The 14,995-nt window shown below is 68.4% G+C and carries 16 protein-coding genes; 9 read left to right on the top strand and 7 right to left on the bottom strand.

Annotation, left to right across the window (positions count from 1 at the left end):
• Nucleotides 1-8 precede the first annotated feature (8 nt).
• Entirely contained in the window at nt 9-2,333 is a 2,325-nt protein-coding gene (gene pacR, locus AC5P8Z_RS16570) for a PacR family protein (RefSeq protein WP_495229542.1), read from the top strand.
• A 51-nt stretch (nt 2,334-2,384) separates the two neighbouring features.
• The gene (locus tag AC5P8Z_RS16565) at nt 2,385-3,464 is read left to right on the top strand and encodes an NAD(P) transhydrogenase subunit alpha (RefSeq protein WP_495229541.1); all 1,080 of its coding nucleotides are present in this window, start codon (nt 2,385-2,387) and stop codon (nt 3,462-3,464) included.
• Nucleotides 3,465-3,566: 102 nt separating this feature from the next.
• Here AC5P8Z_RS16565 and AC5P8Z_RS16560 read toward each other — a convergent pair whose 3' ends face one another.
• Genes AC5P8Z_RS16560 through AC5P8Z_RS16550 form a run of 3 tightly spaced genes read right to left on the bottom strand, consistent with a single transcriptional unit; the run spans nt 3,567 to nt 4,939 of the window.
• Nucleotides 3,567-4,028, bottom strand: a complete 462-nt coding sequence (locus AC5P8Z_RS16560; protein WP_286071028.1) for a DUF3106 domain-containing protein — start codon at nt 4,026-4,028, stop codon at nt 3,567-3,569.
• Between the two features lie 3 nt (nt 4,029-4,031).
• On the bottom strand, nt 4,032-4,358 hold the full coding sequence (locus tag AC5P8Z_RS16555) for a hypothetical protein (protein WP_286071029.1): 327 nt from the start codon (nt 4,356-4,358) through the stop codon (nt 4,032-4,034).
• Nucleotides 4,355-4,939: an RNA polymerase sigma factor gene (locus AC5P8Z_RS16550; protein WP_286071987.1), complete on the bottom strand. Its 585-nt coding sequence runs from the start codon at nt 4,937-4,939 to the stop codon at nt 4,355-4,357. The genes AC5P8Z_RS16555 and AC5P8Z_RS16550 overlap by 4 nt, the downstream gene beginning before the upstream one ends.
• 98 nt (nt 4,940-5,037) lie before the next feature.
• Between AC5P8Z_RS16550 and AC5P8Z_RS16545 the strand changes: the two genes are divergently transcribed.
• Nucleotides 5,038-5,358, top strand: a complete 321-nt coding sequence (locus AC5P8Z_RS16545; protein WP_286071030.1) for an NAD(P) transhydrogenase subunit alpha part 2 — start codon at nt 5,038-5,040, stop codon at nt 5,356-5,358.
• Entirely contained in the window at nt 5,355-6,815 is a 1,461-nt protein-coding gene (locus AC5P8Z_RS16540) for an NAD(P)(+) transhydrogenase (Re/Si-specific) subunit beta (protein ID WP_286071031.1), read from the top strand. The genes AC5P8Z_RS16545 and AC5P8Z_RS16540 overlap by 4 nt, the downstream gene beginning before the upstream one ends.
• Nucleotides 6,816-6,930: 115 nt before the next feature.
• Here AC5P8Z_RS16540 and AC5P8Z_RS16535 read toward each other — a convergent pair whose 3' ends face one another.
• Nucleotides 6,931-7,350, bottom strand: a complete 420-nt coding sequence (locus tag AC5P8Z_RS16535) for a hypothetical protein (protein WP_495229539.1) — start codon at nt 7,348-7,350, stop codon at nt 6,931-6,933.
• A 121-nt stretch (nt 7,351-7,471) separates the two neighbouring features.
• On the opposite strand from AC5P8Z_RS16535, the gene sufT reads away from it, so the two are divergent.
• The 3 genes from sufT to AC5P8Z_RS16520 all read left to right on the top strand — a co-directional run bounded on the left by sufT (nt 7,472) and on the right by AC5P8Z_RS16520 (nt 11,369).
• Complete coding sequence (gene sufT / locus AC5P8Z_RS16530) at nt 7,472-8,023, top strand: putative Fe-S cluster assembly protein SufT (RefSeq protein ID WP_012479222.1); 552 nt, start codon at nt 7,472-7,474, stop codon at nt 8,021-8,023.
• A 59-nt stretch (nt 8,024-8,082) separates the two neighbouring features.
• Entirely contained in the window at nt 8,083-9,177 is a 1,095-nt protein-coding gene (locus AC5P8Z_RS16525; RefSeq protein ID WP_286071033.1) for a branched-chain amino acid aminotransferase, read from the top strand.
• A gap of 452 nt (nt 9,178-9,629) precedes the next feature.
• A complete protein-coding gene (locus tag AC5P8Z_RS16520; RefSeq protein WP_495229538.1) occupies nt 9,630-11,369 on the top strand; it encodes a S8 family peptidase in 1,740 nt (579 codons plus the stop codon).
• Between the two features lie 120 nt (nt 11,370-11,489).
• On the opposite strand, the gene AC5P8Z_RS16515 is transcribed toward AC5P8Z_RS16520, so the two are convergent.
• The 3 genes from AC5P8Z_RS16515 to wrbA form a co-directional block, all read right to left on the bottom strand.
• Nucleotides 11,490-11,975, bottom strand: coding sequence for an asparaginase domain-containing protein (locus AC5P8Z_RS16515; RefSeq protein WP_010481766.1), 486 nt, complete (start codon nt 11,973-11,975; stop codon nt 11,490-11,492).
• Between the two features lie 79 nt (nt 11,976-12,054).
• Nucleotides 12,055-12,390 carry a DUF2069 domain-containing protein gene (locus AC5P8Z_RS16510; protein ID WP_049435186.1) on the bottom strand — a complete coding sequence of 112 codons (336 nt, stop codon included), beginning with the start codon at nt 12,388-12,390 and terminating at the stop codon, nt 12,055-12,057.
• On the bottom strand, nt 12,387-12,980 hold the full coding sequence (gene wrbA / locus AC5P8Z_RS16505) for an NAD(P)H:quinone oxidoreductase (protein ID WP_012510135.1): 594 nt from the start codon (nt 12,978-12,980) through the stop codon (nt 12,387-12,389). The genes AC5P8Z_RS16510 and wrbA overlap by 4 nt, the downstream gene beginning before the upstream one ends.
• A 77-nt stretch (nt 12,981-13,057) precedes the next feature.
• On the opposite strand from wrbA, the gene AC5P8Z_RS16500 reads away from it, so the two are divergent.
• Entirely contained in the window at nt 13,058-14,332 is a 1,275-nt protein-coding gene (locus AC5P8Z_RS16500) for a YihY family inner membrane protein (RefSeq protein ID WP_286071035.1), read from the top strand.
• Nucleotides 14,329-14,901, top strand: coding sequence for a TlpA family protein disulfide reductase (locus AC5P8Z_RS16495; RefSeq protein WP_495229537.1), 573 nt, complete (start codon nt 14,329-14,331; stop codon nt 14,899-14,901). The genes AC5P8Z_RS16500 and AC5P8Z_RS16495 overlap by 4 nt, the downstream gene beginning before the upstream one ends.
• Nucleotides 14,902-14,995: the final 94 nt, after the last annotated feature.

Genomic DNA, 14,995 nt, shown 5'->3' with positions numbered 1-14,995 from the left:
CTTCCCGAATGATGAGCGCGCCCACACCGTTGGGATCGCCGGGCCGTGACCCGGCCCAGCTCCAGCTTGCCCGGGACATGGTCCTGCCCGCGCTGTGCCAGGCCTTCGGGGCGGCACTGGCGCGCTTCGACGATGCCCTGTTCGACCGGGCCGGCAATGCCGGTTCGTCGCAGCTGCTGTTCCTGGACGCGATGCGTGAACTGCGCCGCCGCCGCGAGGAGATCGCCGCCGCCTTTGCCGGCCACCTGCAGCGCGCCTGGGAAGCCTTGGCCAGTGGTGAGCCGCTGTCCGCGGAAACCACGCTGTCCGGCCCGGCCGAGGATGGCCTCAGCCTGCTGGCCGAACACGTACTGGAATCGCGGCTGGCGGTGCGCAATTTCGCCACCGTGCTGTTGCGCGACTTCAAGCCGGTACTGGCGCGGCTGGATCGCCGCCTGGGCCGCTTGATCGGCGGCGCCGAACTGGATGCCGACCACAACCCGATCAGCCCCGAGCACCTGGGCGTGGCCATCCACGAAGCCTTCGCTGGTTGTGAACTGGCCCCGGAAGTGCACCTGGTGCTGATCAAGCTGTGCGAACGCGACCTGCGCGCGCCGGTCGGCCGCATCTACGAGAAGCTGGACGAGCAACTGGCCGCGGCCGGTGTCATGTCGCAGACGGGAGCGCCGCGGCGTCCGCTGTCGGCGGCGCCCGACCCGCGCATGGCGTCGGTCCTGGACGATCTGGTGGAGCAGCGCCCCGGCGCGGGCTTCGACGGCGCCTTCGGTGATGACGAACAGGCCGCGCCGGCCTGGGCGCAGCGTTTCGCCGCGCGCTGGTCCGAACGCCGTGGCCACATGCAGCAGCATCTGCCCGGAGACGACGGTGGTGGTGGCGAGGCCTACGCGGGCCAGCAGCAGGGCATGCTGCTGGAGGCGCTGCACGAACTGCTGCAGCAGACCCGGCATGTGCGCGAGGACGCGACCTCGGCCGCGCAGGTGGCGATCGGCCAGCAGCGTCCGCTCAGCCAGCGCGAGATGATGTCGGTGCTGTCGCTGCTGCAGGCCACGCCCAGTGCGACCCTGCGCGCGGCGATCGGCGAGGACGGCGAATCGCTGGCCCAACGGCTGAAGAGTGAGGTGCTGTCCAGCGCCACCCGCCTCGGTGTCGACCCGGGCCAGACCCGGCTGGACCCGCAGGACGAGGACGCGATCGATCTGGTCGGCATGCTGTTCGACGTGATGCTGGACGAGCGTGAACTGGAAGGCCGCTCGCGGGAGCTGATCGGCCGCCTGGTGGTGCCGTTCGTCAAGGTGGCGATGCTCGACCGCCGCATGTTCGTGCAGAAGACCCATCCGGCGCGCAAGCTGCTCAACTCGCTGGCCGAGGCCTGCGAAGGCAACACCGGCGAAAGCCAGGCCGAGCGCATGCTGATGGCCAAGGTCGAGGAGATCATCGAGCGCCTGGTGGCCGAGTTCAACGAGAACCTGGCGATCTTCCTGACGCTGGAAGAAGAATTCCGCGAGTTCCTGGTGCAGCATCGCCGCCGCGTGGAAATCGCCGAGCGTCGCGCCGCCGAAACGCAGCGTGGCCAGGAGAAGCTGGAAATGGCCCGCACCCGCGCCGGCGCCGAACTGGACCGCCGCATTGGTGATGCCAGCCTGCCGCCGGCCATCGCCGAATTCCTGCGCCAGCCGTGGCAGCACCACCTGACCCTGGCGCTGCTGCGCGAGGGCGAGGAGGGCGCGTCGGTGGCCGAGGCCCTGAGCCTGGGCGACGGTCTGCTGGAGGAAGTGGCCGAGGCCCGCCGCCAGATCGTCGGCAAGCCGTGGCTGCAGGCCTGGCAGCCGGTGCTGGCCAAGGTGTTCGCCAGCGTGGGCGTGCATGGCGACGCCGCCTCCGGCGCCATCGATGCCTTGCACGACACCCTGCAGGGCATCGCCGAGTCGCGTCCGGAACTGCAGCGTGCGCTGCCGGAGCTGCCGCAGGTCGCACTGCCGGCGCCGCCGGTGGCCGAATCGCCGGCGGTGGAACTGAGTGGGCAGATCGACGCCGATGATTTCGACAACGCCGATGCCGATCGCTTCCGCCGCATGGAGATCGGCAACTGGCTGGACTTCGTCGACAAGGACGGCAAGGTGCAGGCCGGCAAGTTGTCCTGGGTCAGCCCGATCTCCTCGCGCCTGCTGTTCGTCAATCGTCGTGGCGTGCGCTTCTGCGTGGCCTCGCCGGAAGAGCTGGCAGTGATGGTGCGGCTGGGCCGGCTGCGCGCCCATGTGGATGACGGCGCCTTCGACAGCGCCATGCAGGGCGTGATCGATCGGCTGGACCCGGGCAGCGCCACCCTGCACTGAGCGGAGCCGCCTGCTAGGATCGGGAAAACTCACCGATCAGCGGGGACCTGCATGGCCGTGGCGTTGCTGGGGATCAAGGAGACCGCGCCGGGTGAACGGCGCGTGGCATTGACGCCGGAGACCGCGCGCAAGCTCGGCGCCCTGGGCATCACTGTGTGGTACGAGCCCGGCGCCGGACTGGCCGCGGGTTTCACCGATGCCGTCTATGACGATGCCGGTGCCCGCGCATTCGACGCCGCCGGCTGGGCCGAGATCGACATCCTGCTGTGCGTGCAGGCGCCCCCGGCGACGGTGCTGCAGCAGCTCAAGCCGGGGGCCACCGTGGTTGGCCTGTTGACCCCTGCCAGTGATGTGGCCCTGGCGGCACTGGCGGCCGATGATCGCCTGCACCTGTTCCCGCTGCAGCAGCTGCCGCGCACCACCCGTGCGCAGGCGATGGACGTGCTCAGTTCGCAGGCCGGCATGGCCGGCTACAAGGCGGCGCTGATCGCTGCCGAACGCGCACCCCGTTTCTTCCCGATGCTGACCACTGCGGCTGGCACCGTGCGACCGGCCAAGGTGCTGGTGATCGGTGCGGGCGTGGCGGGCCTGCAGGCCATTGCCACCGCCCGACGTCTTGGCGCACAGGTGGAAGGCTTCGACGTGCGTCCGGAAACCCGTGAGCAGATCCAGTCACTGGGCGCGCGCTTCCTCGACCTGGGCGTCAGTGCGGCGGGCGAGGGTGGCTATGCGCGTGCGCTGACCGACGAGGAACGCGCCGAGCAGCAGCGGCGGCTGGCCGACCACCTGCGCGGCGTGGATGTGGTGATCTGCACCGCTGCGGTGCCGGGTCGCCCGGCCCCGACCATCGTCACTGCGGCGATGGTGGAAGGCATGGCCACCGGCAGCGTGATCGTGGATCTGGCCGCCGAGAGCGGCGGCAATTGCGCGCTGACCCAGCCGGGGCAATGCATCGAACACCAGGGCGTGACCATTGACGGCCCGCTGGGCCTGGCCAGCCGCGGTGCAACGCAGGCCAGCGAGATGTATGCGCGCAACCTGCTGAACTTCGTCGCGCTGTTCGTGCGCGAGGGGCAGCTGGCGTTCGACTGGGACGACGAGCTGCTGGCGAAGACGCGCTGGCAGGCGTGAACCTGATATGCCTCCTGTAGAGCCGATCCCATGCTCGGCTTGCGCAGGCGCGATAAAGCAGCCGAGCTTGGGCTCGGCTCTACAAAGGGTTGAACGCTGCCTTTACCTCGGCTTCGCCGGCGGCGGGTTGTCGCGCACCCAGTCCTTGCGCTGTTCCGGTGTCATCTGCGACCAGCGTTCGCGCAGGGCTTCGCGCTGCGCTGGCGGCATGTTGCGCATCTGCCCGAACAGGGCACGTGCCTGCTCGCGCTGCTCCGGGCTCATGTGCTCGAAGCGGCGCAGGCCACGGCGGGCCTTGTCGCGTTCCTCCGGGCTCATCGACTGCCAGCGCTGGCCATGCGAGAGCATGCGCTGGCGCTGGCCGGCATCGGCACTGTTCCAGCGGTCGCGCAGTGGCGCCAGCAGCGATTCACGCTGGGCTTCGCTCAGTTGTTCCCACGCCGGCAGCGGCGCAGCCGGTGCAGGGCGTGCGGCCGGCGCAGGGGCCGCGCTCTGCGCCAGCGCCGGAACGGCCGGCAGCAGCGACAGGGTCAGCAGCAGCGGCAGGAGATTGGATCGGGGCATGGTTCACTCCATCGCCAGGTCGGTATCGCCCAGCCACAGGTACAGATCGGGATTTTCGTCGTAGAGCGCGCTGTTGTCTTCCACCGATGCCAGCACCGGCGCCGGCGAGGGCCCCGCCAGATTGCCATGGCCGCTGAACTGCAGGCCGACACCCAGTGCCACCACCAGCGAGCAGGCGCTGGCCAGCCACCACCGCAGGCGCCCGCGATGGGCTGCGCCGGCGCCGTGCCGGGCCTGGCGCAGCCGTGCCAGCGTGGCCGGCGACACGGCCTGCAGCGACCGCGCGTGCAGGCTGCGCAGGATGTCATCGGAGGGCAGGGAGCGGTTCACAGGTGAGTCTCCAGGTAGTCCTGCAGCGCCTGCCGGGCGCGTGCCAGATGGGTTTTTACCGCGCCTTCGCTGCAGCCCATGGCGCGGGCGGTGGTGGCCCCGTCCAGGTCCTGCAGCACGCGCAGGGTGAAGGCTTCGCGCTGGCGGGCGGGCAGGGTACGCAGTGCCTGCACCAGCTGCTGGTACTGCTGGCGCTGTTCGTGCGCCTGCGCCGGGTCCGGGCCGGGATCGGCCCAGTCGATCTCGCCCCCGTCGGCGTCCTGGTTGTCGCGCCAGAACGGCAGGCGGAAGCGGCGCCGGCGCTGCAGGTCGATCACCCGCCGGCGCAGGATGCTCCAGAACAGCGGCGCCCATTCGGCGGCCGGCTTGTCGGCATAGTCCAGCATGCGCATCAACGCATCCTGCACCGCATCCAGGGCGTCGTCGCGCTGGCGCAGGCCGGCCTCGGCGAAGCGGAATGCGCGCGGGCCGACGCTGGCCAGGAACGCCTCCAGCGACGCCGGCAGGGCATCGGTCTCGGCGCTCGAGGGGACGGGGCTGCTCACCAGCACAGGGTACGGTTCCTCGCTCGGGGTCACCATCGACAACGCGTGAGCGCGCCTCCGGTTGACCGTGGGCGCGCGCCGGGTTCAGCCCGTGGTTATGATGGGCCGACGAAGACAGAGCGGGAGCGTTGCCAGTGAGTGACGGGTTCGTAGCGCTGTACATCTTCATGCTGGCCGCCATCGCCGGCCACGTGATCATTTCGCGGGTGCCGGTGATCCTGCATACCCCGCTGATGTCGGGTTCCAACTTCATCCACGGCATCGTGCTGATCGGCGCGATGGTGGTGCTGGGGCACGCGCAGACGCCGCTGGAGAAGGCCCTGGGCTTCCTCGCCGTGGTGCTGGGCGCCGGCAACGCCGCCGGTGGCTACGTGGTCACCGCGCGCATGCTGGAAATGTTCAAGCCGAGCGCGCCCAAGGGTGGCAAGGACGAAACGAAGGAGCCGCAGGCTTGAACATCAGCACCGTCGAACTGCTCGATTGGCTGGTCAAGGCCAGCTACCTGGTGGCCGCCACCCTGTTCCTGCTCGGCCTGCAGCGCATGGCCTCGCCGCTCACCGCGCGTAGCGGCATCCGCTGGGCCGGGCTGGGCATGCTGCTGGCCACGGTGGCCACCTTCTTCCTGCCCGAACTGCACAACGTTCCCCTGATCCTGGTGGCACTGCTGCTCGGCGCTGGCCTGGCCTGGTGGTCGGCCGGCAAGGTCGCCATCACCGACATGCCGCAGATGGTGGCGCTGTACAACGGCATGGGCGGCGGCTCGGCGGCGGCGATCGGTGCGGTGGAACTGCTGCGCTATGCCTTCCTGGCCCACCGCGACACCACGCACTGGAGCGAACAGGCACTGGCCGACCTGGCCGCGCGCCAGCCGTCGGGCACGGTGCTGCTGCTGGCGGTGGTCGGCGCGGCCATCGGCGCGGTGTCGCTGTCCGGCTCGGTGATTGCCTGGGCCAAGCTGGACGGGCGTCTGGACAAGCGCGTGACCTGGCCCGGCCAGCAGGTGATGAACCTGCTGGTGGCGCTGGCGGTGGTGGTGCTGGCGATCATCGCGGCCAGCACGCTCAGCACCTGGGCGATCGTGGCCTTCTTCGTGCTGGCGCTGGCCCTGGGCGTGCTGATGACGCTGCCGATCGGCGGCGCCGACATGCCGGTGGTGATCTCGCTGTACAACGCATTCACCGGCCTGGCGGTGTCCTTCGAAGGCTACGTGCTGGGCAACGAGGCGCTGATCATCGCCGGCATGATGGTCGGCGCGGCCGGCATCCTGCTGACCCGCTTGATGGCCAAGGCGATGAACCGGCCGATCCGCAACGTGCTGTTCTCCAACTTCGGCGCTGGCGCCGGTGGCGAAGCGCAGGCGATCACCGGCTCGCAGAAGCCGATCGACGCGGCCGACGTCGCGGCGATGATGGCGTTCGCCGAGCGCGTGGTGATCGTGCCCGGTTACGGCATGGCCGTGGCGCAGGCCCAGCACAAGATCTGGGAACTGGCGCAGCGGCTGGGCCAGCGCGGGGTGAAGGTGAAGTTCGCGATCCATCCGGTGGCGGGGCGCATGCCCGGGCACATGAACGTGTTGCTGGCCGAAGCCGGCGTGCCCTACGACCTGATCGCCGACATGGACGACATCAACCCGGAGTTCGCCAACACCGACGTGGTGCTGGTGATCGGTGCCAACGACGTGGTCAATCCGGTGGCACGCACCGATCCGGCCAGCCCGATCTACGGCATGCCGGTGCTGGACGTGGTGAACGCCCGCAACGTGGTGGTGATCAAGCGCGGCAAGGGCACCGGCTTTGCCGGCATCGAGAATGCGCTGTTCTACGCCGACAACACCCGCATGCTGTATGGCGACGGTGCCGAAGCGGCGGCCTCGCTGGTGAGCGAGTTGAAGGCGCTCGACGGCGGGCACTGAGATCCGGGGTCGGATCCCTTTCCACAGGAAAGGGCTCTGACCCCATATGCGCAGCCTCATCCACGCGTGGCGTGGATCTACCCGGAAAGCACAACGCGCACGGGGGGCATCGCGCTCAGCGCGCCAGCCAGGCGCCCACGGCAACACCCACGGCCAGCCAGATCCATTCCATCGCGCCGTTGGCCAGGCTGATCAGGGTCCAGGCCAGGTGCGGGCCCATCCGCGTGGTGGCGTCCCACAGGTCCAGCCCGATCGAGCCGCCCATCCAGGCGCTGGCGATGGTCCAGTTGGCCACGGCGGCCACCAGCACGGTGCCGAGCACGACCAGCGCAATGCGCAGCCGGCCCGGGCCCAGCGTACCCATGCGCAGCATGAACACCAGTTCCAGGGCGGTCAGAACCGCCATCCAGCCAACCTGCCGGCCGGTCATCAGCGCCAGCACCATCCAGGCAAGGGGAGCAACAAGCAGGCCCAGCAACAACATGAGGGGCCAGAGCCAGGTGACGGTCCTGGCACGCGCGGCATTGGAGGACATCGAAGCTCCCTGAAGATCACCCACAGGATACTGTGGTTTGCCGCGGTGCACCGGCGGTGCCGGGGCGGCTGGGCTAGAATGCCGTCTTGCGTGGCCCGGCCACGGCCCCATATCGGTCCCCATGTATTCCCGTAGCAGCGAACCTGTCCACTTCGAACGCGATTGCGAGGCCGTGATGGTCCCGCAGGGCGATACCGTGACCCTGCCCGCCGGCAGCTATGGGTACATCACCCAGGCGCTGGGCGGCAGCTATTCGGTGTTCGTCGAGGGCAACCTGTTCCGCATCGCCGGCAAGGACGGCGACGCCATCGGCAAGGAGGCACCGGCACCGCTGGAGCTGCCGGCCGATGCCACCGACGAACAGGTGGAACAGCTGGTGTGGCAGCAGCTGCGCACCTGCTTCGACCCGGAAATTCCGGTGAACATCGTCGAACTGGGCCTGGTCTACGAGGTCGAGATCAAGCACCTGGACGAAGGCCAGCGCGAGATCGACGTGAAGATGACCCTGACCGCACCGGGCTGCGGCATGGGTGACATCCTGGTCGACGACGTGCGCAGCAAGCTTGAAATGATCCCGACGGTGGCCGAGGCCGACGTCGACCTGGTGTTCGACCCACCGTGGAACCAGCACATGATGTCCGAGGCGGCCCGGCTCGAGACCGGCATGCTTTGACCCAGGGCCCGCAGTGACGCGGGCCCGGCACTACCCGCAACCAGAACAGGAATCCTCCGGTGTCCCAGTCCATTCCCAGCTTCGCCGTCACCCGTTCGGACCACCCGCGCAGCGCTGAAGAGCGCGCCCAGATCCTGGAAAAGCCGGGCTTCGGCCTGCATTTCACCGATCACATGGTGGAGGTACGCTGGGACAAGGACGCCGGCTGGCACAACGCCAACGTGCGTGCCTACGGCCCGCTGCAGCTGGACCCGGCCGCGGCCGTGCTGCACTACGGCCAGGAAATCTTCGAAGGCATCAAGGCCTACCGCCATGCCGATGGCTCGATCTGGACCTTCCGCCCGGATGCCAACGGCCGTCGCCTGCAGCGTTCGGCACAGCGCCTGGCGCTGCCGGAACTGCCGGTGGAGATCTTCGTCGAATCGCTGAAGCAGCTGATCGCCGTGGACAGCGCCTGGGTGCCGTCGGCCGATGAGTCGAGCCTGTACTTCCGTCCGTTCATGATTGGCGACGAAGCCTTCCTCGGCGTGCGTGGCGCACACAAGGCTGGCTACTACGTCATCGCCAGCCCGGCCGGCCCGTACTTCGCCAAGGGCGTTGCCCCGGTGTCGATCTGGCTGTCCACCGAATATGCGCGTGCGGCCAAGGGCGGCACCGGCGCGGCCAAGTGCGGTGGCAACTACGCCGCATCGCTGCTGCCGCAGCAGAAGGCGCAGGCGCAGGGCTGCTCGCAGGTGCTGTTCCTCGACCCGGTCGAAGGCAAGTACCTGGAAGAACTGGGCGGCATGAACGTGTTCCTGGTCTACAAGGACGGCACGCTGGTTACGCCGGAACTGTCGGGCAGCATCCTGGAAGGCATCACCCGCGAGAGCATCCTGCAGCTGGCCCGCGACCGCGGCATGAAGGTCGAAGAGCGCAAGGTCACCATCGATGAGTGGAAGCAGGGCGTGGCCTCGGGCGATATCGCCGAAGTGTTCGCCTGCGGTACCGCCGCGGTGGTCACCCCGATCGGCCAGCTGAAGGGCGAGGGCTTCTCGGTCGGCGACATCAACGCCCCGGCCGGCGAAGTGACCATGTCGCTGCGCAAGGAGCTGACCGACATCCAGTACGGCCGCCTGCCGGACCGCCATAACTGGCTGGTCAAGCTGGGCTGATCGCCTGCGGTCAACTTTAGAGCCGCGCCCGCGCTCGGCTGATTGTCCGGAAAGCCCGTCCCCCGTGACGGGCTTTCTGCGTTATGGGCCTGGGGGTCGGATCCCTTTTCCATGGGACAAGGAGCTGGCCCCGAAACAACGGACGCCGATGTCGGCAAAGTCATTCCGGGACACGTGAAGACCCAGTCAGGTCTGTGCAGGACACGAGAAAGTTCCTTCACCTTCACAAACCATTGACCCGAAAAGTCTCAGAACGAACATTTCATCTTGCTGAAAAGACGCTGAAAATCTTGTGGTGTCCGGTTTCGGCCATTAGCGTCATCTGCACGGCGGATCGTTAGGGGGATCCGCTGACTCACCGGACTTCGAACCTCGCCAATGCAAGCCAGCCCATGGTTCGGGCCGGTGCTTCTGCCGATTCCGGCATTCACACCACAAGAAAGGGAAATACGATGTCCCAGGTAACGCAACCGCGTGTGCGTCGAGTGTGGGTGGTCCTTGGTGCGTCCGTTCTGTCATCGCTGCTGCTGGCCACGCCTGCGCTGGCCGGTGATGTCCAGCTCAGCGGCCTGCAGTCCGCGCCGACGCACCAGCGTTTCATCGTGAAGTACCGCGACGGCAGCGCCGCCGTGGCCAACACCACCGCGTTGGCTTCGTCGCTGAAGACGGCCGCCGCTGGCCTGGCCAGCAGCCAGGGCCGCGCGCTGGGCCTGCAGGAGGTCCGCAAGCTGGCCGTCGGCCCGACCCTGGTCAGGACCGACCGTCCGCTCGACCAGGCCGAATCCGAACTGCTGATGCGCAAGCTGGCGGCCGACCCGAACGTGGAATACGTCGAAGTCGACCAGATCATGCGCGCGACGCTGACCCCGAACGACACCCGCTTCAGCGAGCAGTGGGGCTTCGGTACGTCCAACGCAGGCATCAACATCCAGCAGGCCTGGGACAAGTCCACCGGCACCGGCGTGGTGGTGGCGGTGATCGACACCGGCATCACCAACCATCCCGACCTCAACGCCAACATCCTGCCCGGCTACGACTTCATCAGCGACGCCGCGATGGCGCGCGATGGTGGCGGCCGCGACAACAACCCGAACGATGAAGGCGACTGGTACGGCGCCAATGAGTGTGGCTCGGGCATCCCGGCCTCCAACTCCAGCTGGCACGGCACCCACGTTGCCGGCACCGTGGCGGCGGTGACCAACAACGCCAGCGGCGTCGCCGGCACCGCGTTCAACGCCAAGGTCGTGCCGGTGCGCGTGCTCGGCAAGTGCGGCGGTTACACCTCCGACATCGCTGATGCGATCGTGTGGGCGTCCGGTGGCACCGTCAGTGGCGTGCCGGCCAATGCCAATCCGGCCGAGGTCATCAACCTCTCGCTGGGCGGTGGCGGCAGCTGCTCGACCACCTACCAGAATGCGATCAACGGGGCGGTCGGCCGTGGCACCACCGTGGTGGTCGCTGCCGGCAACAGCAACACCAACGTGTCCAGCTCGGTGCCGGCCAACTGCCCGAACGTGATCGCGGTGGCCGCGACCACCTCGGCCGGTGCACGTGCCAGCTTCTCCAACTACGGCACCGGCATCGACATCTCGGCGCCGGGCCAGAGCATCCTGTCCACCCTCAACACCGGCACCACCACGCCGGGCAGCGCGACCTACGCGTCGTACAACGGCACCTCGATGGCGGCGCCGCACGTGGCCGGCGTGGTCGCGCTGATGCAGTCGGTCGCCCCGAGCCCGCTGAGCCCGGCGCAGGTCGAGAGCATCATCAAGAGCACGGCACGTCCGCTGCCGGGCGCCTGCTCGGGCGGCTGCGGTGCCGGCATCATCGACGCCAATGCCGCGGTGGCTGCCGCGATCAACGGCGGTGGCACCAACCCGGGCGGCAACGTGCTGCAGAACAACGTGCCGGTGACCGGCCTGGGCGCCGCCACCGGTGCCGAGCTGAACTACACCGTTGCGGTTCCGGCCGGCAGCACCCAGCTGCGCGTGGCGATCAGTGGCGGCAGCGGTGATGCCGACCTGTACGTGCGCCAGGGCAGTGCCCCGACCGATACCACCTACACCTGCCGTCCGTACCTGAGCGGCAACAGCGAGACCTGCACCATCAACAGCCCGGCCGCAGGCACCTGGTATGTGCGGGTGAAGGCGTACAGCACCTTCTCGGGCCTGACCCTCAGCGCCCAGTACTGAGCCCAAGTCCCTCTCCATGGGCACGCCCCGGCTCAGGCCGGGGCGTTTTCTCATGGGGCCGGCAGTGGTACGTGCGGCCGCGCCATGGTGGGGTGCCGACCCTGGTCGGCACGCTGTTGCTCAGACCGATTCGAAGCGGTTCGCGGCCACGTTCTTGCGCACGTGCTGCGGGTCGAAAATGCGGCCGTTCATGGCGATGTACACGCCGCTCGGCAGCGACTGCACCGCACCGATCGCGCAGCCGATGTTGAACTCGGCATCCGAACCCCGGAAGCGTGCCGGGCTCAGCGCGCCGGTCATCACGATGGTCTTGTCCGGAATCGTCGCCAGCACCTTGCCGGTCTGCACCATCGAATCGGTGCCGTGGGTGACCAGTACATGCCGGGTCGGCTGCGCGGCGATGGTGGCGCGGATCAGCTCGCGGTCTTCATCGTTGATGTGCAGAGAATCCTTGCGCAGGATCGGAATCACGTTGAAGCGGAACGTGACGCCCAGCTCGCGCAGGATCATGCCGATCTGGGGGTCGCCGATCTGGTAGTCCGACTTGTCGTCGAAGTAGATCTTGTCGATCGTGCCACCGGTGGTGACGACCAGGAGCTCTTCCATCATGTGCATGCGCGAAACCAGGACAGGTGCAGCGGCGCGGGGCCAGGAACACAGATGATACGGCCCGGCGGGCGCAGCGTCAGCGTCGCTTGCCGAAGCGGGCGCGCAGCCCGGGCAGGCTGGCGCTGAAGATCACCAGCAGCGCCAGCGCGATCTCGATCAATGCCAGCCAGCGCGTTTCCGGATGGCTCCAGGCGCTCATCACGCCATGGCTGAACCAGCCCAGCGCCAGCACCGAGGCCCAGAAGCCGGCCTTGCGCCAGCCCAGGCGCAGCGCACAGGCCAGCGCCAGCGGCGGCGCGGTGAACACCAGCTGGGTCGCCAGCCAGTGCTTGTCATTGATGAACCAACCGGCGAACAGCGCGGCCAGCCCCATCAGGGCCAGCAGCAGGACCGTGCGCGGCGCGCGGTTCATCGGGCCAACCGCTGCGCGATGTCGGCCACCCGGCGGCCCAGCGCGCGTGCCAGCACCGCCTCGTCGTCGGTCGGCTGCGGGTCGTCGGCGGCGCCGGCCACGTGGCTGGCGCCATAGGGCGTGCCGCCGCTGGTGGTGTGGCTCAGCGCCGGCTCGGTGAACGGGATGCCGACGATCACGCAGCCGTGATGCAGCAGCGGCACCTGCATCGACAGCAGGGTCGATTCCTGCCCGCCGTGCATCGAGGCGGTGGAGGTGAACACGCCGGCCGGTTTGCCGGACAGGGTGCCATTGACCCATTCAGCGCCCAGCCCATCCAGGAAGTGCTTCACCGGTGCGGCCATATTGCCGAAGCGGGTGGGGCTGCCGAGCAGCAGGCCCTGGCACTCGACCAGGTCCTGCACGCTCACGTAGGGAGCCCCATCGTCGGGCACAGGCGGCTGTGCGGTCTGGGTCACCGCGGCCACCGGCGGCACCGTGCGCAGCCGCGCGGTCATGCCCGGCACTTCGCCGATGCCCCGCGCGATCTGGCGCGCCAGCCGTGCCACCGAACCGCCCCGGCTGTAGTACAGCACCAGAATCTCGCCCATCGTGCCCGCTTCTCCTCGTCGTGTAGCCATCAGTATGGCTATCCTGCCAGCATTCCGCATCGGGTACCCTTCCACCGATGGAACCTTTGGATACGCTCAACCTGTGGATGGAGCGCGCGCGGGATCGCGCACGGGCCATCAGTTTCGGCCGCTTCCTGTGGCATCGCTTCCTCGACGACCGCCTGTTCCAGGCAGCGGCGGCACTGGCCTACACCACGGTGTTCGCGCTGGTGCCGCTGGCGATCGTGGTGTTCGGCGTGCTCTCGGCCTTCCCCGTCTTCGACCGCTGGAGCGACCAGCTCAGCGATTACGTTTTCTCCAACTTCGTGCCCAACGCCGCGCGCGCGGCCGAGGGCTACCTGCGGCAGTTCTCGGCCAGTGCCGGCCAGCTCACCGCTGCCGGCTTCATCGCGCTGGTGGTGTCGCTGCTGATCACCCTCAACAGTGTTGAAGAGACCTTCAACCAGATCTGGCGGGTCGGTTCGACCCGGCCCAAGCTGACCCGCTTCCTCGTCTACTGGACCGTCCTGACGCTGGGCGCGATGCTCGCCGCCGCGTCGCTGGCGGTATCGGCGCGGGTGTTCGCGATGCCCCTGTTCGGCACCCAGGAGGGCCGCTGGCTGGCCGAGCTGGCGCTGCGGCTGGCGCCGATCCTGATCGAGTTCGTCTGCATCACCCTGATGTTCCGGGTGGTGCCGCACCACACGGTGAAGTGGCGGCACGCGGTCCCCGGCGCGATCCTGGCGGCGGTGATCCTGGAACTGGTGAAGTGGGGCATCGGCGCCTACCTCGGCAGCTTCCAGTCCTACCAGAAGCTGTACGGCACGGTGGCGTTCGTGCCGATCCTGTTGCTGTGGATCTACCTGTGCTGGGTGGCGGTGCTGCTGGGCGCGTCGCTGTCATCGTCGATGGCGGCCTTCCGCTACCAGCCGGTGGAGCTGCGGCTGCCGCAGGGCTACGAGTTCTACGGCCTGCTGCGCCTGCTCGGCCGCTTCCACCATGCACGCTTGAAGGGCAGGGGCCTTGCCGATGATGAAATCCTGCGGCTGGAGCCGATGCTGACCGACTCCCTGCTGCATGACCTGGCCTGCAACCTGCAGGAGATCGGCCTGCTGCGCCGCGACGAGCGCGGCGAGTGGCTGCTGTCCCGCGACCTGGACCAGGTGAGCCTGGCTGACCTGTACGAATGCACCCAGCTGCGCATCCCGGTGGCCGAGCAGCACCTGCCGTACCGCGACGACAGCCTGGGCCGGGCCGCCCTGGCGGCACTGGACGACCTGCGACTGCCCCTGCGCGAACGCCTCAAGCGCAAGGTCAGCGATATCTATACCGATTCCGGAGACACGCCATGACCCGCAAGACCCCGTTGCTGCTGCTCCCGCTGGCCCTGACGCTGGCCCTTGCCGCCTGCAAGCCGGCGCAGGAACCGACCCCGTCCAGCAGCCAGCCGCCGGCACAGGCACCGACGCCGGCCGCACCGGCCCCGGTCGAGGAAACCCCGGCAGAGCGCACCACGGCCGAGTTCCCGACACTGAAGATGAAGGCGGTGGATGGCAGCGACTACGACCTGGCCGCGCACCGCGGCAAGTGGGTGGTGGTGAACTTCTGGGCGACCTGGTGCGCGCCGTGCCGCAAGGAGATGCCGGAGTTGTCGGCGCTGCATGCGATGCGCAGCAACATCGAAGTGGTCGGCCTGGCGTATGAGGACATCGAAGCGCCGGAGATGCAGGCATTCCTGACCAAGCATCCGGTGACCTATCCGATCGTGATCGTCGACCCGTTCGACCCGCCGGCTGATTTCGCCACGCCGCGCGGTCTGCCGCTGACGCACCTGCTGGACCCGCAGGGCAAGCTGGCGCACAGCTTCCTTGGCCCGGTGACTGCCGCCGACATCGAAAAGCAGATCGCCGCTGTAAAGTAGGGGGTTGGTCGGCAGGGCCTGCGGCCCTGCACCCGCTACGAGCCAGGGCAACAGCAAGAGCAACAGCCGAAGCAACGGCGGGTCTCCTGAGGGA

It is taken from the genome of Stenotrophomonas sp. YJH_SMC_17 (genome assembly GCF_059371655.1).
This window is presented reverse-complemented; position numbering and strand designations above follow the sequence as displayed.